The organism is Alteromonas portus, from assembly GCF_005117025.1.
In the GTDB taxonomy this organism is placed as follows: Bacteria; Pseudomonadota; Gammaproteobacteria; order Enterobacterales; family Alteromonadaceae; genus Alteromonas; species Alteromonas portus.
This window is the reverse complement of record NZ_SWCO01000002.1, coordinates 395,430-417,700: the sequence shown is the minus strand read 5'-3', so window position 1 is coordinate 417,700 and position 22,271 is coordinate 395,430. Positions and strand designations below refer to the sequence as shown.

Annotated in this window: 18 protein-coding genes; 4 read left to right on the top strand and 14 right to left on the bottom strand. The window is 45.2% G+C overall.

Annotation, left to right across the window (positions count from 1 at the left end; genetic code table 11):
* Nucleotides 1-14: 14 nt before the first annotated feature.
* The 3 genes from E5672_RS05870 to E5672_RS05860 all read right to left on the bottom strand — a co-directional run bounded on the left by E5672_RS05870 (nt 15) and on the right by E5672_RS05860 (nt 3,401).
* Nucleotides 15-860 carry a DUF3307 domain-containing protein gene (locus E5672_RS05870; protein ID WP_136781341.1) on the bottom strand — a complete coding sequence of 282 codons (846 nt, stop codon included), beginning with the start codon at nt 858-860 and terminating at the stop codon, nt 15-17.
* Nucleotides 861-943: 83 nt separating this feature from the next.
* Entirely contained in the window at nt 944-1,615 is a 672-nt protein-coding gene (locus E5672_RS05865) for a hypothetical protein (RefSeq protein WP_136781340.1), read from the bottom strand.
* Nucleotides 1,616-1,913: 298 nt separating this feature from the next.
* Complete coding sequence (locus E5672_RS05860; RefSeq protein ID WP_136781339.1) at nt 1,914-3,401, bottom strand: sensor domain-containing diguanylate cyclase; 1,488 nt, start codon at nt 3,399-3,401, stop codon at nt 1,914-1,916.
* A 163-nt stretch (nt 3,402-3,564) separates the two neighbouring features.
* Between E5672_RS05860 and E5672_RS05855 the strand changes: the two genes are divergently transcribed.
* Entirely contained in the window at nt 3,565-4,140 is a 576-nt protein-coding gene (locus tag E5672_RS05855) for an exopolysaccharide biosynthesis protein (protein ID WP_136781338.1), read from the top strand.
* A 139-nt stretch (nt 4,141-4,279) separates the two neighbouring features.
* Nucleotides 4,280-5,053 carry a DNA/RNA non-specific endonuclease gene (locus E5672_RS05850; RefSeq protein ID WP_136781337.1) on the top strand — a complete coding sequence of 258 codons (774 nt, stop codon included), beginning with the start codon at nt 4,280-4,282 and terminating at the stop codon, nt 5,051-5,053.
* A gap of 47 nt (nt 5,054-5,100) precedes the next feature.
* Here the strand turns inward: E5672_RS05850 and E5672_RS05845 are convergent, their stop codons facing one another.
* The 8 genes from E5672_RS05845 to E5672_RS05810 all read right to left on the bottom strand — a co-directional run bounded on the left by E5672_RS05845 (nt 5,101) and on the right by E5672_RS05810 (nt 16,171).
* Nucleotides 5,101-5,970, bottom strand: coding sequence for a sterol desaturase family protein (locus E5672_RS05845; RefSeq protein WP_136781336.1), 870 nt, complete (start codon nt 5,968-5,970; stop codon nt 5,101-5,103).
* A gap of 125 nt (nt 5,971-6,095) precedes the next feature.
* The gene (locus tag E5672_RS05840; protein WP_136781335.1) at nt 6,096-6,725 is read right to left on the bottom strand and encodes a CDP-alcohol phosphatidyltransferase family protein; all 630 of its coding nucleotides are present in this window, start codon (nt 6,723-6,725) and stop codon (nt 6,096-6,098) included.
* Nucleotides 6,726-6,767: 42 nt separating this feature from the next.
* Nucleotides 6,768-7,397, bottom strand: a complete 630-nt coding sequence (locus tag E5672_RS05835) for an ATP-binding cassette domain-containing protein (RefSeq protein WP_136781334.1) — start codon at nt 7,395-7,397, stop codon at nt 6,768-6,770.
* 6 nt (nt 7,398-7,403) lie between these two features.
* Nucleotides 7,404-9,272: an ABC transporter permease gene (locus E5672_RS05830; RefSeq protein ID WP_240692169.1), complete on the bottom strand. Its 1,869-nt coding sequence runs from the start codon at nt 9,270-9,272 to the stop codon at nt 7,404-7,406.
* Nucleotides 9,272-10,681 (bottom strand): ABC transporter substrate-binding protein, encoded by a 1,410-nt coding sequence (locus tag E5672_RS05825; RefSeq protein ID WP_136781333.1) that lies wholly within the window; start codon nt 10,679-10,681, stop codon nt 9,272-9,274. The genes E5672_RS05830 and E5672_RS05825 overlap by 1 nt, the downstream gene beginning before the upstream one ends.
* A complete protein-coding gene (locus E5672_RS05820; RefSeq protein WP_136781332.1) occupies nt 10,668-11,657 on the bottom strand; it encodes a DUF547 domain-containing protein in 990 nt (329 codons plus the stop codon). The genes E5672_RS05825 and E5672_RS05820 overlap by 14 nt, the downstream gene beginning before the upstream one ends.
* 5 nt (nt 11,658-11,662) lie before the next feature.
* On the bottom strand, nt 11,663-13,816 hold the full coding sequence (locus tag E5672_RS05815; protein ID WP_136781331.1) for an FAD-dependent oxidoreductase: 2,154 nt from the start codon (nt 13,814-13,816) through the stop codon (nt 11,663-11,665).
* A gap of 15 nt (nt 13,817-13,831) precedes the next feature.
* Complete coding sequence (locus tag E5672_RS05810; protein WP_136781330.1) at nt 13,832-16,171, bottom strand: TonB-dependent receptor; 2,340 nt, start codon at nt 16,169-16,171, stop codon at nt 13,832-13,834.
* A gap of 166 nt (nt 16,172-16,337) precedes the next feature.
* On the opposite strand from E5672_RS05810, the gene E5672_RS05805 reads away from it, so the two are divergent.
* Nucleotides 16,338-16,748 (top strand): hypothetical protein, encoded by a 411-nt coding sequence (locus E5672_RS05805; protein WP_136781329.1) that lies wholly within the window; start codon nt 16,338-16,340, stop codon nt 16,746-16,748.
* A gap of 129 nt (nt 16,749-16,877) precedes the next feature.
* Here the strand turns inward: E5672_RS05805 and E5672_RS05800 are convergent, their stop codons facing one another.
* Entirely contained in the window at nt 16,878-17,342 is a 465-nt protein-coding gene (locus E5672_RS05800; protein ID WP_136781328.1) for an EVE domain-containing protein, read from the bottom strand.
* A 216-nt stretch (nt 17,343-17,558) separates the two neighbouring features.
* Between E5672_RS05800 and E5672_RS05795 the strand changes: the two genes are divergently transcribed.
* Nucleotides 17,559-19,913 carry a YgiQ family radical SAM protein gene (locus E5672_RS05795; protein WP_136781327.1) on the top strand — a complete coding sequence of 785 codons (2,355 nt, stop codon included), beginning with the start codon at nt 17,559-17,561 and terminating at the stop codon, nt 19,911-19,913.
* A gap of 122 nt (nt 19,914-20,035) precedes the next feature.
* Here E5672_RS05795 and E5672_RS05790 read toward each other — a convergent pair whose 3' ends face one another.
* Both E5672_RS05790 and E5672_RS05785 read right to left on the bottom strand, forming a co-directional pair.
* Nucleotides 20,036-20,449 carry a hypothetical protein gene (locus E5672_RS05790; RefSeq protein WP_136781326.1) on the bottom strand — a complete coding sequence of 138 codons (414 nt, stop codon included), beginning with the start codon at nt 20,447-20,449 and terminating at the stop codon, nt 20,036-20,038.
* Nucleotides 20,449-22,104: a S41 family peptidase gene (locus E5672_RS05785; RefSeq protein WP_136781325.1), complete on the bottom strand. Its 1,656-nt coding sequence runs from the start codon at nt 22,102-22,104 to the stop codon at nt 20,449-20,451. The genes E5672_RS05790 and E5672_RS05785 overlap by 1 nt, the downstream gene beginning before the upstream one ends.
* Nucleotides 22,105-22,271: the final 167 nt, after the last annotated feature.

The following is a 22,271-nucleotide window of genomic DNA, read 5'->3' as shown; positions in this document are numbered from 1 at the left end:
ATAATCACGGATTACTAAGATTTAATAGGTAGGTGCCCTAACACCGCTGAGCACGCCAGACCAATGGCAATTGTCATCGCCACACTGGTGAATGTACCTAGCAGCACGTACTCTGTTAGCTTCCTGTCCTGATGTTTAGTGAGGTCGCCAAAGCGAAATATAGATTTAGCCGCAATAAGAAAACCTATCGCAGAAAACTGATTTAACAACACAAACGTTAACATGAGTACACGTTCTAAATAGCCAATTCGTTGACCAGCCAAAGATAAAGTTTGCTGTGCCTCTGTACTTATTGTTGGCGGATCGTTGGGATGTGAAGACGTTGGTTTGTTAGCCAATACTTCACCACTCCAAGGTGATAGCAGTTGCTTAATAATAATGGAGCTAGGTTTGAGTACCGCTAAATACGCCAAAACCACCACCAGATGAGGTACACCAACGTGCTGTAGTAGCCCTACTGCTTCGCGCCACTGGTTTGTGGCATATAAAAACACACCCAATATCACGACAATGTGCGCTATTTGGTCGACAACAAAGGCCGTAATGTTTTGGGCGCAATGCGACTTAACCACGTCAATTATAAAGTGGGAAACCACTAATATCAGCGCACTAATGCCTATGGTGACCATATTAATGCTGGGGGATAAAAGAGCGAGTGCAATAATGGCTAAAACACCATGTATTAGTGCATGAAAATACAAAGGTAGCGCCCGGGCATGTCGCTCATTTCTTTGCTCTACCCATGAGTATGGTTGAAAATAAAAATCGGCAAGTAAATGTGCAAGTAGTAAACCAATTAACAACTCAGAATGCATAAAGGTAGGTGTGATCATAGTCACGTTAGATGCGTCAGTAATCATGTAACGTACCTACTTGAACGGCAATCTTTACTGTTTTAATCGATTTCACGTTACGCTTCCTTATTGTTCTGTTCTGATCCCAATTACTCAGTTTCTTCTTGTTTAGTAGCTATCGCTTGCGCCATATATGTAAGATATTCAGCAACCAGTTTGTAATTGCTAGCGTTAAGAATTCGACTCACATTGCTTCTATTTTTATCAAGTATGGCTGCTATGTTTTCATGACTCTTATCAGAGGCTTCAAGGTAGGCAAGCAATGTTTCTGACTGGGTTTGCGTTAAAGCGCTTATGTGGGCGTCGGCAAAACGTGTAAGCAGCTGCACGTTACTTTCAAGCTGCTCATCGCTGCTAAAAAAAGCAAGGTGATAGGGTTTAATAGTATCAAGGCCCCGCCCAGATAAAACAAAGGCTTCTCCGGTTCCAGTTTTCACTTCTTTTGGGCGAAAGTATGCTTCACCTACCGCTACGCTAATTTTTACATCAACGTTTAATGAGTGGGCTTTGAGTGCTAAACGCAGTCCAAGAGCGATGTGCATACTATACTGGGGTTGCTCTACTGCTAACTGAAATGCGTCACCGCGATAAATATCAAAGTGCCCGTCATAGCGTGTGGCGTAATTCGTTAAATATTGCTTTAGTGCAGCAAGGATATTACTAATTTCACCATCAGAATAAGATTGAGAACCCGAGATGTCGCCTGTCAGCACACCAACATAGCGCGATAGACCGCCTTTCACCGTGTTGTTCTTTTTCATACTTACCTTGCGCCGTCTTCAGCTAGTGTATTCAGAGTAAGAATACTTGAGTCGTTTACCACTATGACACGCTTAATCACTAAATTCAAAAACAATCACATATCAAAATGTGATTAAAAATAATCACAAAACAAAATGTGATTGATATAAGGCGCTTTAGGAAAATATAAAGCTCGTGTTAGTACTACCATTATCTCAGTAGAATACATGCTCTACCATGAGGTAGAGTATTTACATAGTGAGTGTTTCGAAACCAGACTGTGCTATAAAAAGCGTGAAAGTTAGACATTGATACAGGTTAAAGTTTAGCGCAGTTTCTTCCAGACGCTTTGGCTCGATAAAGAGCTCTATCCGCCTGTTGAACCAGTGACAAAGCACTTTCACTACTTTGCAAAGCAGCATCTTTGCAAGGCGAGCTCAGCTCTAAACACGCCATCCCAATACTTACCGTAAGCTTATTATCATAATCTGATGCTTGGTGATGAATATCTAAAAATTTCACATTACGAATAATTCGTGCAGCAATAGCGTGGAGTTCATCAAGCCGAGTATTGGGTAAAATCACGGCAAATTCTTCACCGCCATAGCGAGCGACAAGGTCTACATTCCCTGCGCAGCTGTTAGTTAAGGTATCGGCAATTTTTTGTAATGCCGCATCGCCAGCAACGTGACCATAGGCATCGTTGTACTGTTTGAATAAATCCACATCAATAAGCAATAAACTAAGTGCTTCGCCTTGCTCAAAGCACCGCTTCACATCACGCAGCAGCGTACTGTCAAACAACCTTCTGTTAGCAATCCCCGTCAAGCCATCTATATTCGCTAAACGCTCTAGTTGCTTATTAGCTTCAAGCAGCTCAGTTTGCGCTTTTTGAAGGGCTTTTCGGTTATGTAGGCTTTGTAGCGTATTACCTAGCATCTCACCGATTCGCCGCAGGTATTCAATATCAAATGCATTCCACACATATGGGCTGCCGATAATGTCACAGCCAATAAAACCGTACATAGTATCGTCAACCATAATGCGAACACACAAAATAGAAAAAATTCTTTCCTCATCAAAAATGTGTTTTTCTGCAGCAGCTTCGTCGGGCAGCGTCGCCACATCATCCACTTTAAACATACCGTCAGTAATGTGGGTCATGAAAAAGGGTAGCGAACTGGTTGGCATATTCTGAAGTTCATCAATAAACGGTGTCACCCCTGCTGCAACCCATTCGTGGGTATTAGACATGCATTCTGTATCATCACTGAATTCAAAAAGGTAGCACCTATCGACATCGCAGAACACACCAAATGCCGCCAGCGCTTGGTCTATAATGCCGTCGAGTTCATGAACACTTGCCGTAATGAGTTTGGAAGAAAAATTAGTAAGGAGCTGATTGAACGCAATATGTTTACTCACCGCTGAGCTTTTTTTATTCTCACTAAACAGCGCTGTCACGTTGGTTTTCACCTGTAACACAACCCACATCCCTGCAGGCGTGGTGATCACGCCACTTTCAACAAAACAGTTCATTGTTCGTAAACCTGTTTGAAGTCTGAAGTGCTGTGCGACTATCTCGCCTTTTTCTGCCAGGGTAAATGGCGAGTTACATGGAGGGATTACGTCTTTCGTTTCAGGGTCAAAGAAAACGAAAGAATGGGTGCCAACAGAATCGGACTGACTTATTCCAAAATCCTGTTCAAAGCCTTTGCTAGCATAAATGCTGGCGGACTCAGGGCACTTAAACAAAATGCTCGACGGCATCTGACACAAAATTGAAAGAATGTCTGTCGTATTCAATTTAACTCTCGCGAACTTCTATTCATTAAATGTAGCAGTTGATTTGCTAACTAGTGAAAAATCTTTTTATCCCACGACGCGCACCAGCACTTCATTAAACTTATTTAAGGTAAAAGCGTAATGATAGGTATAGCTATCACTAAATAGGAATGAGTAGGCGATTATGGGAAATTCTATTGTTGAATTAATGGATGACATGTATAGCGAAGAAGATAACGCCACGTCATTAGGTGAGATAATTGAACGTTTCGAAGACAGAGGCTTTGGTCCGCTGTTACTGATCCCCGCCCTTATTGCACTACTTCCTACTGGCGCCATCCCAGGCGTGCCTACTCTGTGTGGCATCACCTTATTTTTCATATGTACACAAGTCGCAATAGGAAAAACCAGTCCGTGGCTACCCGCGTTTATTAAAAATAAAGAAGTGTCCACACAGAAACTAGAAAGTGCCGTTGAAAAAGCTAAACCTTATGCACAAAAAACTGAAAAGCTGCTAAAGCCCAGGGTAACGTTTCTTTCCCATTCCCCATCTAAAAATTTTATTGCTGCATATTGTGCCATAGCTGCACTTTGTATGATCCCGTTAGAAGTGTTGCCTTTTGCGGTTGCAGTACCCGCTTTTGCGTTATGTATTACCGCGCTTGGTATAACGAATCGTGACGGCGTCTTTCTTATTATTGGTATGGTGCTTCAGTTGGGCACTGGATATTTAGTATTTAAGGCGCTAGCGATGATGTAAGCACTAGCAACCGCGGTAAGGAGCCCCTACTTTAGGCTACAACCACTTGTTTTATCGTAGTTTTTGCGTACTATTCGTAAAATTATAAAACTGTACTTAAGTACAGGAAAATAATCTTGTTTGAATAGAGTAAAAATTCATGAAGAGACTTGTTGCTGTTTCTCTTGCTGTATCCTTCGCTTTTTCTGCCTTTAGTGCTGCTGCAGAAAACTGTGTATTCAGTTGCCCTATCGGTTTAAATGGTCAAACCATTACCCGTTCTATATATACGCTAAATAATAACCCACAAACGAAATTTGCTAATTGGGTGGCGTATCACGTTACGCCTGAAACTATCGATGGCCCATCTAGAAGTCGTAATTGGAAAGCCGACCCTGAACTTAGCGAAGAAAGCACCCTAGAGCCCAATGACTATAAAGGCGCATGGCGAAGTATAGGGACCGACAGAGGTCACCAAGTCCCCCTTGCCTCTTTCAGCAATTCACCCGATTGGCGAGAACTTAATTACCTCTCAAACATTACGCCGCAAGACTCTGATTTAAACCAAGGCCCATGGGTAAAACTGGAAAACGCAGTGCGCAGCTTTGTAAGAACCGGCCAGGATGTTTATGTGGTATCTGGCCCTTTGTACGAATGGTTCTTCGCATCTCTTCCTGATGCCGACGAAATACACAACATTCCCAGCGGCTACTTTAAAGTTATTGTCACTGAAATAAACGGCCTAATAGAAGCCTCTGCTTTCATCATGCAGCAAAGTGCAGCGCGCAGTGACAACTATTGCACAACGCAAGTAACCATTGATGAAGTTGAAGCAAGAACCGGGCTTAATATCATGCCCGTGCTTTCTGGCGAAACTGAAGTTCACGTGGAAAGTACGATAGGTGGTTTGGCATTGCAGCTTGGATGTAGCTAGCGCATAGCAGCTATCTCCCTGCCAGCCCTTAAAAAAAATCTAAAGCGCTATTTTGATTTAAATGGTTGTAGCAATAGCGCTTTGATAGACGCGTTCTCTCTTACGGCCGGCACATCTTTTTGGCCGATGGGTAAGGTTTCATCGCTAAACGCGGCGCGAGGCGTAAAACTATTAAACAGCCTATCCCACCACGATACGCTAAACCCATAGTTTGAATTCGATTCACTTTTAGCCTGGCTATGGTGAATGCGATGTAAGCGTTGGGTAATTAACACAAGACCAATTCTGTCATCCCATTTTTGCGGCAGCCTAATATTGGCATGATTAAAAATGGCAAAGCCATTGAGTGCCACTTCAAAGATAACTATAGCAACAGCAGGCACGCCAAGTATCACCACCGCCGCGGCTTTAATACCCAAACTCATTGCAATTTCCACAGGATGAAAGCGAAGACCCGTAGTCGTGTCAACATGACTGTCGGCGTGATGCATTTTATGAAAGCGCCACAACATAGGCACGGTATGAAAAAGCCGGTGCTGCCAATAAATAAGCATATCAAGTAATAAAACGCTTACCGCTACTATGGCGATATGGACAAAATACGTTGAAGAAGTATTGAGCGGCTCACCACTATTTAGCAGTTGATTAGAGCTTGAAGCATCAGCCTGCATGGCATCCAATAAAACGTTGAAAACACCTATGCCTTTTTGCTGCGCCCACAAAGACACGCCAACCAGGGTGGCCGGAAGCAAAATACGTGAAACTAACGCTCCCATCACCACCATAGACAAGTTGCCTACCCAACGTGCTTTTCTATTAAGCACGGCTTTACGCGCTGGCAGCAGTGCTTCAAGCACGGCCATAAGCACAAAAATGCCAAGAAACACACTTAAGCGAATGAACGAGGTATTATCCAAAGCAAATAACCTTCATCACGTATCACACCTTTGTCCGCTTGTTACTGTTACTAGTTTAATTGCTGCAAACGCTTGGACAGCACTCTCTATCAATTATACTCGGAAACACGCGCAACGCCTGTAAACTAAGCAGCGTCGCGCTCCACCTTATCAAGGGTAGAAAAGCCCCCAGCTATGCGAGTTACTACGGTGACTGCACAGGCTGCAGCAAACACGTACGCAAGCGTTGCGAAATACTGCGGCCAAATGCAGAACGCCAAAAACACTAAAATGGTTTCAGTACCTTCCGTTAACCCCTGCATATAGTAAAAACTTTTGTTAGCGAACTGGGGCCTGTCTATTTGAAACTTCTCTGCGGCAATAGCAAACGCCAGAAAGCTGCTGCCGGTGCCAATAAAGGTAGCTAGCAGTACCATTGCTGGTATGCCCCACTCTTCAGGGTTAGCAATACCAAATGCTAGAGGGATAGATGCGTAAAAAAGAAAATCTAAGCAAATATCCAAAAAACCACCAGCACTGCTGCTACTTTGCTGATAGCGCGCCAATTCACCGTCTATACCGTCGAATATGCGATTTAATATGATGCAGCCTAGCGCCATATTCCACCAGTTAAGAATAATAAAGGGAAGCGCGAGAACACCAACGACAAACCCAACAAGCGTAACCTGATTGGGGGTAACACCCTTTCGATCTAACGCTTTTATCAGCGGCATTAAAAGCGGTTTTATAAAGGGAGTAATTTTAGAATCTAACATGAAATATCTCTTTGCTAACTAGGAAGTACCTTTGAAACACCGCTATATGATCTCGATGACGTCGCCACCCGCAGCTAGCGCATCATCATTATCGTGTGTGACAAGTACAGTGGGTATATTGCGAGCCTTTAGCTGAGAAAACGTCCAGCTGCGAATTTGACTACGAAGCGCTACATCTAGTTTGCTAAAAGGCTCGTCAAGCAATACCACTAAAGGCTCAGAAGCTAACGTTCTGATCAGGCTTACTCTAGCCTGCTGGCCTCCAGAGAGTGTATTTACCGCCCGGTCAGCGATGCCATCAAGTTCTACGGCTGCTAATAATTCGTTAATGGCCTCGTATTTCATCTGCTTGTTTTTATGCGAGTTGTCAGGCATGGCAAATGCAATGTTTTCGCCTACAGTCATGTGTTCAAATAGCAATGCATCTTGGTACATAATGCCCACTTTGCGAAGGTGAGCACTGACGTCATTTATCGCCACATGGTTTATTTTAATTTGTCCGCTGACGCTAAACGGCGCCTGAAGTTGGCCAGCTATGGCTTGAAGTAAGGTAGACTTGCCTGCGCCACTTGGCCCCATAACAGTCAGCACCTCACCCTTTGCTACTTCAGCACTTAACTGAAGCATCGGCTTGTCATCGCGATAAATAACGACGTTTTCTAAATTAAGCACTAGGATTTACGCCCTTGTTGTTTTTGTTCTGATATTAGCCATGCGTTCTTTGTGAACTGTATTGGCATCCACATAGTCGAGACTACCTTCACTGTGCATTTGCCTACGTTGCTTTTTCATCGCAAATGCAGGTATGTACCACGCGATCATAAAGCCAAGTAGCGGCATCACAGCTTGAATAATGACGTATACCGCAGTAAGTCGCGTACTGCTGCCAGATACCGAGGCAACGGCCTCGGTCGTAATAGTGGGTATTGTCCCGCCTGAAGCCAGTAAAGTAGGTAGATATTGGCTAAAACTAATCGCTAGCCCTAGGGCCCACGCCACCATAATGGCGCTAAATAACGAAGGCAGCTTAACATGATAGAACACCTGCCACGGCGTTTTGCCCAAGCTCTGCGCCACCATAGCGTATCGGTTGTCGAGCCTTCTGTACGCCACCGCCATTGATAAAAACACGTAAGGCACGACATAAACCATATGCGCTATATAAGTGTGAAACCATACGGCGTCTTGAAAAACAAGCTGCTGAAACCATACCAAACCATACAAGAAAGCCACACCAGGTACTAATAGCGGCAAAAATAGCGAGGCAGAAAATGCATTCGAAGCAAAAGTACGAGCAGGCTTTAGCTGTTCGCTTTCAAGGGTAAATAGAACAAGGGTTATTGAAGTCGTACTCACCATAACGCCAAGCAGTAAGCTATTGATAAGTGGAGATGCCAGAGCACTTATTGCCGTATCCCAATGCAGCAATGTTAAGCCCTCTGGCAATAACAGCGGGAAGTGCCATTGTTTAGCAAATGAGTACGTAACAACCGTGTATACCACCGCGCAGATCAAGATAATGTAAACTGCCATAACGGTAAAACCACATGCGCGTAGCGCAGCATCGGCAAAATATCGATTGCCACTTGAAAGGCTGCGCTTCCCTACATGCTTAACTAATTGCTCCCCCCCTAAAAACAACATTACAGCCACCGCAGATACTGCCACTTGAACCACTGCAGCACTGCTTGCAAGTAGACGCATGGACAAATCAATATGATTAAACCAGTGCATAATGGCGACAGCCAAAGTGCTCGGGTTGTTTGGCCCTAGAATTAAAGGAATTTCCACATTTGATGTGGCGAAAACTAACACCGCTAGTAGGGGTAACTTTATTTGAGAATAAATTGTCGGCAGCACCAGTTTGAAAAAGCTAGCAGTAGGCGAATAACCTAACGCCGTTCCAACTTGTACATAACCCGTCAGTTTCTTTTTCACTAGGGGTTGAGACATAACGCTTAGCGTCATTAACATGATAAACGGTAGCTCTTTTAAACTAAGCGCAATAAGTATACTCAGTCCTGTATCGTCATAAAGTAGCGTTCCATCATTTGCAGCGGGCAATGCCATTTCGCTGATAGAGGCCATCTCGTTGATAGGAAGCGTTCCATTAGTAAAAGGGCTTGTGAAAACATGGCTCAAATACGCATTCAAGCGCGTGATGATTGCCGCAAAGATACCAGAAGGGCTAACGACAAATAAAAGTGCGATGGCCGCCGCTGCGTGGGGAAATACCAAAAAGGGGCTAAGCACACCCTGAATTTTTCCAAGCAAAGAAGACTGGTAAAACGTGGCAAGAATACAAAACGCTGCAATTACCGCTAAAAGTGTCGAACCAAAGCCTGTAAAAAGTGACAACATCATCATTTGCCAAACGTCTGGTAGGGTGAATAGCGTAACGAACACCTGTGTTGAAAAGCCGTTTGCGCCTATAGCTGGGAAATAACCTAACGCAGGAAATATTACCCCTACCAGCCCTGCCAATACAGGAATACAAAGTAATAGCAGCAGGCACCAGCGCGCAAAAAGCGTAGCGTGAGTAAACATTAGTAGCGCGCCCCATAACGTTTATACCAAGCTTCGCGCAATTCGTCAGTCCAGCTTGCGTGGGGTTCAGCTAACAGCACCGTTGACTGTGATTTGTCGAGGGCGGAATTGTGCACGGTGTCATCGTCAAACAACATGGTTTGTGCTTTTGTCAGCGATGCCATATCAAGGACCGTATCGTCGCCCCACACCGCCAGCTTTTGCTTCTTGGCTTGTGCTTCTGGCGAAAGCAAAAAATTAACTACTGTCTTCGCCGCTGCTTTGTTTTTTGAATTATAGGTCAAACCCACAAAATGGACGTTAGCAAGACTACCGTCTTGCATAGCATAGGTGCGTACATCGTCGGGTAAATCAAAGCGATTTACCGCTGATGGAATTTCAGCAGCGGTAAATGAAAACGCGAGCGTTAACTCACCTGTGCCAACTAAGCGTTGAAGCTGAGAGGCTTGGCGAAGCATATACTCCCCTTGCTGCCACATAGTGGGATGCAGCTGGTCCAAATAAGCCCAAAGCGCGGGCAATACAGCCTGAAGAGACTGCTCAGTAACGGGTTGATAAAATAAAGATTGTTTGTCGCCATTAAGGGCAATTGCTGCATATTTTATAAAGCTAATACCTAAATAATCGCTCGGCACCGGATAAGTGAAGCGTCCTGGTGCTTTTTGAGAGAACCGGAGCAATTCATTAATGGTTTGCGGAGGCATAGCGTCTAACGCTTTCATGTGCGCGCTGCGATAATAAAACACCATTGACGCCTTACCCCACGGCGCTTCCATACCCAAAGTGGGTTCGCCAAAGTCAGTTACCATAGCTGAGTTCTTTTCGGGGCGGGTTAGCGCGAAATGGTCAAGTTCTTCAACCCAACCTTTGGCAAGCAAGTCGTGCTTTTTCATTGCCGCAAAATTTTCGCCATTTATCCATATTAAATCTACACTGCCGTTGTCGTTATTTCCGGCCGCCTTTTCTGCCAACACCCGCGATACAGCGTCGCTGGTATCAGCAAGCTTTACGTGCTGCAGTTCAATATTAAAACGCTGGCTAACTTGCCCAGCTACCCATTGAAAATAACTATTAACTTGGGCGCTTCCCCCCCACGCGTGAAAACGCACCAAAGGTTTAATTTGTGTGCTGTCTTTGGCCGATGGAGATTGCCCCGAAGTTTGCTTAAGCGCTTTTGACATATACGTTGGCGATTGAGTCTGGCTGTGTATTTCATTTGCAGGAGCATTAACAATAGAAACATCAGTACTAGAAATCTCAAACAGCCCCGCAAATGAATGCGAAGCCGTTATCAACTGAGCACCTAAAATAACCGAAGCCAGCGCGAGCCCCTTAACGAAAGCACCAAACTTGCGAAAGCGGCTAAGACAAGCCGCTTTCGTGCTAACTAAAGCGCTATTGCGTAGCATTGAGCGCCCAATCGTAATTTAAGAACTCCAGCTCTGCGGTATCTTGCTCGAGTACTGAAACCTGCTGACTCGATAGGCTTAGTGCGTCTTTGTATAACAGTAAGAATTGGCTGAGATTTTCAGTGTTTACGTTTTTAGCGCCCTGCCAACTTTCACTTTTTCGATTGGCATTGTTTTCAAAATCTTTGCTGTACCAGTCGAATATTTTAGATAGCTTTAAGGTATTGCCATCCATTCTATTACGAGACGTATCGGCTAAAAAACGCTTAGTTTGCGCGTTAAGCTGACTATCTAGCTTTGCGCCCACATATGCTTCTTCTCGCAGCGCTGGGCAACCGATACTGGCACAGTTTACGGCAAAATGAATCCTAGGCTCGTTGTACCTTTTAGCATTTTGACTTTGCCCTCGAATAAGCTCATGCTCTATTTCATCCAGCGTACGAGTTTTACCAAGTAGCGGCGCAATTTCTTTTTTCCATGGCGACGAGAAGAAACCGCCTAAATCGCGAATAGACTCAATTTTAGGGTATTCGGTAAGAATAAGGTCAACGGTGTAGGCATTATAAGCATTTATGAGAAACGCCAGTTGGTCAGCCTTGCTCCAGCCGTCAAAGGTACTTTTTTTTACCTTAGCTAAGCTATTTAAATACTGAGTTAAACGTTCCCTGTCTTGTTTAAACCCATGGTAATTAACTTGCGTGCTGGCACCATTGTCGATGGTTTTCACGTGCTCGCTTAGCAACTCACTAAACGGCTCGTGTAAGCTGTCGGCTTTTTTAAGCGCAGCTTCGTCAGAAAGCGCATAAAAGCTCGTGCTAGCAGCAAGTAGCATGACGCTGCTCACTGCTAATCGACCAAATTTTCTAATAGTGAGTCGTCTTGACACCGCGATAACTGTTGTCATTGCTAGTTTGCTTGACATCACCAATCCGTTTTTCACCGAGAATACTTTTGTCACCGCTACTGCTTTTTTCACATTAACTACCCTCTGCGCCACGTGTGGAATTTCTCTACATAACTAAGTAATTTCTCAGGCGCATTTGCGCGCTTCCAATTCCCTGCTGCGTACTTTGCGCCTTCAGCCCAGGTTGGGTAGGCGTGAATAGTACCTAGTATTTTGTTTAACCCTAGGTCGTGCTTCATAGCTATAACAAACTCAGCAAGTAAGTCTCCTGCGTGCTCCGAGACTATAGTAACGCCCAATATTTTGTCTTTACCTGGCGGCGTAAGTACTTTTATAAACCCTTTTCTGGCACTTTCCGCAACAGCACGATCTAACTCTGCAAATTCGTATCGCGTTACTTCAACGTCAATGTCTTGCTCGGCAGCGTCTCGTTCACTCAGCCCTACCCTCGCCACTTCCGGGTCGATAAAGGTTGTCCAAGGAATAACGCGATAGTCTACTTTAAATTTCTTGAACGTACCGAACAGAGCATTTACCGCAGCGTACCACGCCTGATGTGAGGCAACGTGAGTAAACTGATACGGTCCTACTACATCACCAGCAGCAAAAACATTTGGCATTAGGGTTTGCAAGTATTCGTCAGTTTCTATGGTTCGATCGAACTGAATTCCCAAATCTTCAAGGCCAAACCCATTAAGGCGAGCTTTTCGTCCCACAGCCACAATGACTTCGTCATAAGCAATGGTAGATTCAACACCCTCTTTCGCCACCACTAGCACTTTTTCTCCGTCTTGTTGTTCAAAGCGAAGCGCATCATGAGAAGTCAATACGTTTACGCCGTTCTCTCTTAGCACAGACTCAGCATATTCCGCTACATCCGCATCTTCACGGCCCATTAAACGTGGCGCACGTTCAACTTGCGTAACTTCGCTACCAAGGCGTGAAAAGGCTTGAGCGAGTTCGCAACCTATAGGCCCACCACCCAATACGATTAAACGCTTTGGCGCTTCTTCAAGGTCAGCAAACTTAGACCACAAGGTGTCAGAGGTGACATAACCGCTTTGTTCAATACCAGGTAGGTCCGGAACAAAGGGCGCAGCACCTGTGGCTACAACAATGCTCTTTGTTGTTAGCGTTTGTGTTCCACCATCGTTCTTTTTAATTTCGACTGTCCATGGGTCGAGGATCTTCGCATAGCCTTTTACAACATCAACGCCCAAGCTCGTGTAACGCTCTACACTGTCATTAGGCGCGATTGCCGCGATCACCTCGTGTACGCGTGCCATCACTCTTTTAAATGACATAGCGGGAGCTACCGGCTCCAAACCATAGTTATCAGCATGGCGCATTTGATTGGCCACTTTAGCCGTTTTTATAATAGCTTTGCTCGGTACGCAGCCGTAATTAAGACAGTCCCCGCCCATTTCACCGGCTTCTACTAGCGTGACTTTTGCTTTCACCGTCGCCGCTATATAGCTGGTAACCAAACCACCCGCGCCGGCACCAATCACAACCAGGTTACGATCAAACTTCTTTGGCTTACTGTAGCCTTTGTAAACGCGGCGGCGATTGACTATCGCCACAATCGCTTTTGCTATCCAAGGGAATATGCCTAAAAGCACAAATGAAAAGATAAGCCCAGGCGAGACAATGCCAGACAAACTATCTATTTGCGCCAGTTGCGTACCCGCATTTACATATACAGCAGTGCCGGCAAGCATGCCTATCTGGCTTACCCAGTAAAATGTCCAAGTCTTAAGTGATGTCAGCCCCATTAACAGGTTGATTAGGAAAAACGGAAATACTGGCACTAGGCGCAGAGTAAACAAGTAAAACGCACCTTGCTTTTCCACGCCCTCATCAATTTTTTTAAGCTTTTCTTTAAACTTGTTACGTACGGTATCTCTTAGGATGAAGCGCGCGACTAAAAAAGCTAATGTAGCGCCCACGCTTGATGCGAACGAAACAATAATTAAGCCCTGCGCCAGCCCAAACAGTGCGCCTGCCGCTAGGGTCAAAATAGCCGCACCTGGGAGCGACAGTGCGGTAACCGCCACATAAATAGCGAAGAACACCCCAATGCTTAATACAGGGTTTTGTTCTATTTGCGCTTGAAACGTATCCAGTGAGTCCTTCATGCCCTGAAGGGTTAGATAGCTATTCAAATCAAAATAGAAAAAGCTAAATATAGCGGCGGCGATAACCCCCAAAAGCGCTATTTTCTTAAACATAAATATCCTTAGCGCTTAAAACGCGTATTGCATGGTTACTTGAGCATGACGTGGTACATTTGGCATAACAAGCGTCGCGCCGAAATATCCACCTTCAAACAGCGGCTGCCAATTTTCTTCATCGGTCACATTAATGATATCTAAACGTAAGCGAAGATCATCTGACACTTGGTAATCTGCATTTACGTCAACCGTATATTGGTCACGAATGTGCACAGTTTGTAGGAAGTCTAGTGGGAATGACTTGGTATATAGTGCACTTGCACCCACTTGTAAGTCATCCGTAATTTGCCAGCCCGCGTTAATCGAAGCGATTTGAGGTGGAATACCCTGAACCCGACTGTTCGATGCAGGGAACGCAGCAAACGATGGCGATCCTACTCCTGTACCTTCAATAATATCAGGGCGGCTATTATCAAACGCATCAATAACCTGCGCCGTACCTTGAAACGCCGCTGAATCATCAAAACGCGCGTCTAAGTAGCTATACGCGGCATTAATCCAAACATCGTCCGCTTGATAGAACATTTGTAGTTCGAAACCTTGTGTTTTCACACCACTGTTACTGCCGTCACGGTTACGTAAGCTTCGGGTTTGGTCAAACAAAGCGGCCTCTGCGTACCAGCTGCTGTTTGGCGCATATTTTACACCCACTTCGTACAGGGTATTTTCGGTGGCAAAGTTAAGCGGGTTAATTTCATTATCTGCGCCTAACACCGTGCCCCCCGCCATACTGTTTGATGTAGCATCGTTTTCGGAAAACGCAGCATATATATTGATGTCACCGGTGAGTTTATAAACCGCGCTTAACTGATAGCTAGTTAACGTATCGCTATAGGTATCAGACGCTGCCGTTACTCCCTCTGGCGCTAGAGGGTCGCGGGCTTCAACATCGTAATAATCTACTCTAACGCCAGCAATGGTTGAGAACTTGTCTGTCCATGTAGAGCGTTGCTGTAGCGCCAACCCAGTTTGCCACGATGTGGAGTCTGTGGTGTCTGACAAGTTAAAATCGCCGTTACCATCACCATCTAAGTCGTATTGCGCTCCTGGTGAAACATATACGCCTGGACGCAGCTCAACCAAACGCGCTTTTTGGGCATCGGTAAGGGGAATAACGCGGTTTGAGATAGGCCCGGTTAAATCAATCGGATTATCGGCCTCAGTGGTAAATTGGCTAAAGCCCAGCACGTCATTGTAACGAAGCGCTAATCCTACAGTAGTTAGTTGGCTATCGCTCCACTGGTAATCAACTTCAGTGCGGTTTTCAAACGTGTCAGCCCCGTCAATGATTTCAATAAAACTATTTTGCGCAATTTCTTCCCGTTCAAGGTATTGATAGTAGGTAATGTTGCGAAGCGCAATGTTGTCAGCAACCTTATATTCAACGCTGCTTCGAACAACCGTGGTTTCTGCGCCGTTAATGTCGTCGGGATTAGTGAATACGCGGTTGCGAGGAATAACCACTTCACCAGTAGGAGAAATAATGGCACCTGCCCCCGGAACCGCGCTGCCATTTGGCTGAGTGCCTTGCCCAGTAATATAAATACCGTTGTCGATAAGGTCTTGCGTTGGGCGGTTTATACCTGCGTTGTCTGGATAGTCTGTGTCGTAATATTCAGCGCTGATATCCCAAGTGAGTGCGTCGCTCGGTGTATAACGATAGGCAACAAATAGGTTTGTACTATCGCGCTCGGCAAAGTCGTAGAAACTACCGTGGTCTAAATACTCTGCACTAAAGCGAATACCGCTTTTACCTTCTTCTATTGCTGTACCGTAATCGACTTGCGCTGAATACTGATCCCAGCGCCCAGCGCGAAGGGTGACTTTACCCTTGCTTTGTGTGGTAGGCGCAACCTTTGTTTGAAGATTTACAAAGCCACCGTTGCGCTGGGTACTACCAAACAACACTGGCGACGGCCCTTTCACTACGTCAATCTGTTCAACGCTATTAAACGACAATGGCAACCCAAAGCCATTGTTGCCCGCTTGACGTCTTATACCATCTTGAAAAAGCTCACCTAATTGGCCGCGTATACTAGGTAAGCTTGGTGTGCCAAAACCGCTAGAGGCGTAAGCGTTAGGCGCCGCTTTTACGATGTCGTGTAAATCGTTAATGTTAAGTGCCTCTATCGCTTCTGCCGACAGAGATGTGACCGCTCTCGGTGTCTCTGCAGCACTTAAACCGCTACCGAAAATTCCCTTAAGTGTATTATCGCCAGGGTTTAGCGTATCTACGCTTTGCTGGTTTCCTGTGACTTCAACCACTTCGATATCTTCTACCTGTTGGGCATAGAGCGATTGACTGATAGCAAGTGCAAGTGTGCTAACGGCGAGGCCGATTACTTTTTTCATTAACAAATCCGTATTTTTATTTCTTATTCGACTAGACCGATACGCGTCACAAAAAATTTCAGTACATTTAATTTTCAAAAAATATTAAAAAACATAAAATTAATTGAAATTTTTATTTTGAACGGTCGTTCTAGTATGCTTGCACTATTATACTTTTGGAGCATGTATGCAAAACAACACCGATATTCAAAACAGACTGCAATGGTCGCTACTTTCACTTCGCGTAACAATCTTTATCGTTATGTTCGTATGGACGCTTGATAAGTTTGTTAACCCCGCACACGGCATGGCCATTTTTGAAAAATTCTATGGTATTGGCGGCGTACCTGAAATGGCAGTTTACATTATGGGCGCACTGCAGCTCGCGCTGGTTTTGGCTTTCTTAGCGGGGCTTGCGAAAAAGTACACCTATGGCCTAATTTTTATTCTTCACGGTGGTTCTACCCTGTCTTCATTCCCGCAGTACCTAGATGCGTTTAATCACCTGCTGTTTTTTGCCGCATGGCCAATGTGGGGCGCGTGCTTTGCACTTTTCTTATTGCGCGATGCCGATACCAAATTTGCCTTTGGCAAGTAGCGGCTGTTCATTAGGTAACACCGCTAGATACAGCTAGTTAATTGACCTGTTACAAAATTAGCGCGCAGCAAACTCGAATGTTTCGCTTTACCGAGTTAACAAGACGACTAGGCTTTATCAGCATTTGGCTTATTGTTTGGCAGCAGCATACAGTTGCTGCCATTCAGCCTCTTCTACAGGCATAATTGACAACCTTCCACCTTTTTTGACCAATGGCAGTTCGGTAATACCGTCCATTGCTTTAATCACTGAAAGCGGCAGAACGCTTGAAAACTTTTCTACAAATTTCACATCAACGCGATACCATCGAGGGTTGTCTTGACTGGATTTAGGGTCGAAGTACTTTGATTCAGGGTTAAACTGGGTTGTGTCGGGATAGCCGTCTTTTACCACTTCGGCCACGCCCGCAATGCCCACCTGCTTACAGCTTGAATGATAGATAAAGACTTTATCGCCCAGTTTAACGCCATCTCGTAGAAAGTTACGCGCCTGGTAATTTCTTACGCCATCCCACGGTTCAGTTTGCTCAGGACGGTTTGCTAAGTCATCGATAGAAAATGCATCAGGTTCTGTTTTAAATAGCCAATACGCCATGTTTTTATTCTTTCTCTTAATCTTTGCACGCTCATTAAAGCGCACATTAACAAACACACGCTGTTCGCGTTTTATTACCTCCAGTATACAAAGCGCTTTTATTTAATGACAGCGCTATACCTTAGCTTGGCTAAGACTGCTATAATTATGCACTTAATCTGAGCTTTCCCCTATTTTGAGTTCAGCAATTCCCTGATTTATCTAGATGTGATTACTATGCAAGCCACCATTAAGGCCGATCGCGGTCTGTTTTCTTACCCTAAATATTGGCCACACTGCCTGGGTACTGCGCCGTTTTTACCCATGTCAAAGGAAGAGATGGATGCACTTGGCTGGGACAGCTGTGACGTTATTTTGGTAACGGGCGATGCGTATGTAGATCATCCTAGTTTTGGCATGGCGGTGATTGGTCGAGTGCTTGAAGCTCATGGTTTTCGCGTGGGCATTATTTCTCAGCCAGACTGGACCAGCAAAGACGATTTCATGAAGTTGGGTAAGCCCAACCTGTATTTCGGCGTAACAGCCGGCAATATGGACTCTATGATCAACCGCTACACGTCTGACAAAAAGCTTCGTCACGACGACGCTTACACGCCAGGCAATGTAGGTGGCAAGCGTCCTGACCGCGCAGTTACCGTGTATTCACAGCGTTGCCGTGAAGCGTTTAAAGGTGTGCCTGTTATTGTTGGTGGCATAGAGGCTAGCTTACGTCGTATTGCGCACTACGACTATTGGAGTGAGAAAGTACGCCGCTCTGTGCTGTTCGATTCTAAAGCGGATATGCTATTTTTCGGTAACGCCGAACGTCCTCTTGTGGAAGTCACTCATCGCTTAGCGGCAGGTGAAGATATTGCCGATTTGCGCGATATTCGCGGCACTGCGATTATCGTTAAAGAAGCCTTACCAGAATGGCAAGGCGTTGACTCGACGTCTCTAGACAGACCGGGCAAGATAGACGCCATTCCAAGCCCCTACCAAATGGAGCCTGAGTGCGACTCGCAAGATAAAGACACAAAAAGCAGCGAAGCACCAGAAGCAGCGCCCATTGTTATTCAGCCTGCGCAAAAAGAGAAAGAAAAGCGTAAGCCTTGGGAAAACGTGTACGTTAAGCTTCCTGCGTATGAAACGGTGAAAGACAACAAGGTATTGTACGCGCATACTTCGCGTATTTTGCACCAGGAAACCAATCCAGGTTGTGCGCGCGCGCTAATGCAGCGCCACGGCGACAGACACATTTGGATTAACCCACCCGCCATGCCGCTTGAAACCGAAGAAATGGACGCGGTATTTGATTTGCCCTATCAGCGTGTGCCTCACCCTGTGTATGGCGATGCAAAAATTCCTGCATACGATATGATCCGCTTCAGTATCAACATTATGCGCGGATGCTATGGTGGCTGTACTTTCTGTTCTATTACCGAACACGAAGGGCGTATTATTCAAAGTCGTTCTGAAGACTCTATTATTCGCGAGATAGAGCAAATACGCGATACGGTACCGGGCTTCACTGGTGTTATTTCAGACCTAGGCGGCCCAACAGCGAACATGTATCGCCTGCGTTGTAAGAGTCCGAAAGCGGAAGCCACCTGTCGTCGCCCTTCTTGTGTCTACCCAAGCATATGTGCACATATGGACACCGACCATAAGCCAACAATCGACTTATACCGCCGTGCTCGCGAATTGCCTGGAATTAAAAAGATTTTAATTGCTTCAGGCGTACGTTACGACCTAGCGGTAGAAGATCCAGAATACGTAAAAGAGTTAGCACTTCATCACGTGGGCGGCTATTTGAAAATAGCACCAGAGCACACCGAAGACGGCCCGCTGTCAAAAATGATGAAGCCTGGCATGGGAAGCTATTACCGCTTTAAAGAGCTATTTGATAAGTACTCACAAGAAGCGGGTAAAAAGCAGTACCTTATCCCGTATTTTATTGCTTCACACCCGGGTACCTCCGACGAAGACATGCTAAGCCTTGCGATCTGGCTAAAAGAAAACAAATTTAAGCTCGATCAGGTACAAAACTTCTACCCGTCGCCTATGGCAACGGCTACCACCATGTACCACACCGAGGTAAATTCCCTTCGCAAAGTCACTAAAGACAGTGAAGAGGTGTCTTCTGCAAAAGGTGAGATCCACCGTCGATTACACAAGGCGATGCTGCGTTATCACGACCCGAAAAACTTTGCGCAAATTCGCGAAGCCCTAAAGCGAATGGGGCGTGAAGACTTAATAGGTCGCGGTCCTCAGCACCTTGTTCCACCAGAAACGGCTGGTGAAAAGCGCCAAAAAGCGCAAAAAGGCCGTCGCGGTGAACGCGCACTTACTAAGCATACTGGGCTTCCGCCTACGTTTCAGGGTAAAAACGATAAAGGAAAAAGCCGAGACGGTAGTGCTGTAAATAAAAACCGTCGTAATACAAACGCTAATAAACAAGGTAGCCCTAATAGGCATGAGCAAGCCAACGGTAACACCGCCAACCGAAATTCCGGTAAGGCTTCAAAGGCGAATAATGGCGGCGGCAACAATCGTGGCCGCTCTCAAAAACAACCAAGCATGCATAAACGTTAAGATAAAAAACGCTAAAAACAAAAACGCCCGATGCTTTTAAACATCGGGCGTTTTTCAGCTTTTAGCAATAACACTGCGCTATCTTAGCAAAGTCATTATGTACCCAATCTACATGTTAACGTTCAGTCGTGATTTGGGTAGCACTTCACATTTTCAAGTTTAGCAAGCTCACCAGTTTGATCATTTTGCAGCAAGCACTGCTCGCCATCACTTAATAGCGTAAAGCTGTACACAGGGTTATCATGCCTTCCATCAAGGGGTAACCCCCTGCTATCTACCTTCGCTTTCCGTTCAATTGTAATGCTTGAAGCGCTACTAAACACATTTTCAGCAACAGTAATAGCTATACCGCCAAACCAGTTGCTAATGGTGTCTTCAATAATTTGCTTTTGGCTTGAACTAGTGCCCTTAGTGATCGCTTTGTGCAACTCAACCTCCTTAGTTGCAGCACAACCAACCGCCAACGAAAGCGCTACAGCCAGGGCTGCAGCAGGCAGCCCTTTGCTTTTATCTTTGCCTTTATCAAATAGAGCCATCAATCTTGTTCCTTGATAACGGGCTGATTGATTTTGTTATGTAAGAAAAAGTTCTCTCTGCGCTTTTCGGGCGTGTCGATAGGAATAAGCTTTTCCCCCACTAGCGCGCTTTGATTGCTGCGCAGTGCGTTTACATCAGCCACACCATTGCCCGATACCACTTCAGGGCATGCGCCGGTAGCTGCAAATTCTAGTGCCGCAGACAGCATGCCTTCATTCGTATCGCCTAAACTAGCAGTAAAGTCATCTTCAACTTCACACCCTGGCAGTTCAAAATCAAAGTTTGGTGTATTAGTTGGCATAAAGCCGTCGGCATAATCACCGAAGCCTTTGTTGTTCACCCCTTGGAATTGAATTGTGAAGTAAGTTTCACCACAGTTGTCTGTTGGATAGAAACCATAAGGCTTACCACAGGTTGTAGAGCCAATTTGTACCACCTCTACATCTATGCCGCGAAGCGCGTTCATTACCGCTTCACTCGCTGAACAGGTTGCATCTGTTGAAATTACATAAACACGAGTCAGCGAAAGACTCGGTAGTAAAGTATCGGTAAGCCGCCCGGCGTTGTAATCGATAACATTGCTATAAAACGGTGTTGGGCTGATAGTTTGGCCCGTGATTGGATTTGTCGTTGGGTTTTTATCGTTAAACTGCAACGTTTCAAATGTGGCGTTATTCGTTTGATTTGGACCCGCTACCATATAAGATAGCTGCGACGCTAACGCCAAACGACCACCTCCGTTATAACGTAAATCCATAACTAACTCGGTTACATTCTGTTCAACAAAGGTATCAAACGCCTCAATTAGCCCTTCCTGCGCAGTAACTATAAACGAATTGAATTGGAAGTAGCCTGTTTTACCGTTTTCAGTATCTAGTACCTTAACGTTTTGAACCGGCGTTACGCTCACATCAGTAGAGGTAATATCTACCGACATAGTAGTTCCATCAATCAGCTCAAAACCAAAACTTGTGGTGGTACCAGCATCATCGGGAAACAGCCCACTGTTGATAGCATCTACGCCTTGCTGAGTATTGTCGTTTACAAAGTCAACGCCATTAATGCTCACAACCTTAGCACCGCGGGGTACACTTGCTAATGCCGCAGGTGAATTGGGCTCTGTGTAACGCACCGTAAGCTCTCGGGGTACTGTAGTTGCCACGAATTCCCAACTAAACCCAAACCCCGATGATATGCCAGATTGAGATAGCTCGTTATATTCAGCGGTGTCTTGTGAAAAATGAAAGTTGTCTTTAGGTGTGCCGCTTGGCGTCAGTTCATTCGTTTTTAACTGGTCAAAGTACCCCAATACTGAAAAATTCTCAGGGTCGTTATCATCTACTTCGTCGTACCATAAATAGGTGTCGTTGGTCCACGAACGTAACCACAGCTTTTCATCCATTGCGGTGCCTTGAGTATCTGGGTAAGCATTTCCCGTAAAAGGATCGACACCAGTTCTTGGCGTTTCGCATTTGGCGATGAATTCAGATTGTGGCTCATAGACACCGGCTTCCCACTCGGGTTCAGACGTTACGGGAGTGGTTGGTGTTGTTCCTACTGACGTGTTACTGGATGAACCGCCACCTCCCCCACATCCTGTGAGAAATGAAATCGTGACTGCAAGTGCAACTGAAGTATACGTATACGCTTTCATGATTAACTATATATCCTTTATTTATGTGTGCCGAAACTGAATGTTCACCGGCCTTAATGCGCTCGATAAAATTATAACGCCTTACGTTAGCATAATTTATAGTGGTATAGGTTTGTAAGAATAACTAGGTAACAAAAGTTTAAACATTGATTAAATGTAACTAAATT

Bases quoted from the DNA above. Each gene is read 5' to 3' on its own strand.
- E5672_RS05870 (WP_136781341.1), bottom strand. From the start codon at position 860: ATGATTACTGACGCATCTAACGTGACTATGATCACACCTACCTTTATG.
- E5672_RS05865 (WP_136781340.1), bottom strand. From the start codon at position 1,615: ATGAAAAAGAACAACACGGTGAAAGGCGGTCTATCGCGCTATGTTGGT.
- E5672_RS05855 (WP_136781338.1), top strand. From the start codon at position 3,565: ATGGGAAATTCTATTGTTGAATTAATGGATGACATGTATAGCGAAGAA.
- E5672_RS05850 (WP_136781337.1), top strand. From the start codon at position 4,280: ATGAAGAGACTTGTTGCTGTTTCTCTTGCTGTATCCTTCGCTTTTTCT.
- E5672_RS05840 (WP_136781335.1), bottom strand. From the start codon at position 6,725: ATGTTAGATTCTAAAATTACTCCCTTTATAAAACCGCTTTTAATGCCG.
- E5672_RS05830 (WP_240692169.1), bottom strand. From the start codon at position 9,272: ATGTTTACTCACGCTACGCTTTTTGCGCGCTGGTGCCTGCTGCTATTA.
- E5672_RS05825 (WP_136781333.1), bottom strand. From the start codon at position 10,681: ATGCTACGCAATAGCGCTTTAGTTAGCACGAAAGCGGCTTGTCTTAGC.
- E5672_RS05815 (WP_136781331.1), bottom strand. From the start codon at position 13,816: ATGTTTAAGAAAATAGCGCTTTTGGGGGTTATCGCCGCCGCTATATTT.
- E5672_RS05810 (WP_136781330.1), bottom strand. From the start codon at position 16,171: ATGAAAAAAGTAATCGGCCTCGCCGTTAGCACACTTGCACTTGCTATC.
- E5672_RS05805 (WP_136781329.1), top strand. From the start codon at position 16,338: ATGCAAAACAACACCGATATTCAAAACAGACTGCAATGGTCGCTACTT.
- E5672_RS05800 (WP_136781328.1), bottom strand. From the start codon at position 17,342: ATGGCGTATTGGCTATTTAAAACAGAACCTGATGCATTTTCTATCGAT.
- E5672_RS05795 (WP_136781327.1), top strand. From the start codon at position 17,559: ATGCAAGCCACCATTAAGGCCGATCGCGGTCTGTTTTCTTACCCTAAA.
- E5672_RS05790 (WP_136781326.1), bottom strand. From the start codon at position 20,449: ATGGCTCTATTTGATAAAGGCAAAGATAAAAGCAAAGGGCTGCCTGCT.
- E5672_RS05785 (WP_136781325.1), bottom strand. From the start codon at position 22,104: ATGAAAGCGTATACGTATACTTCAGTTGCACTTGCAGTCACGATTTCA.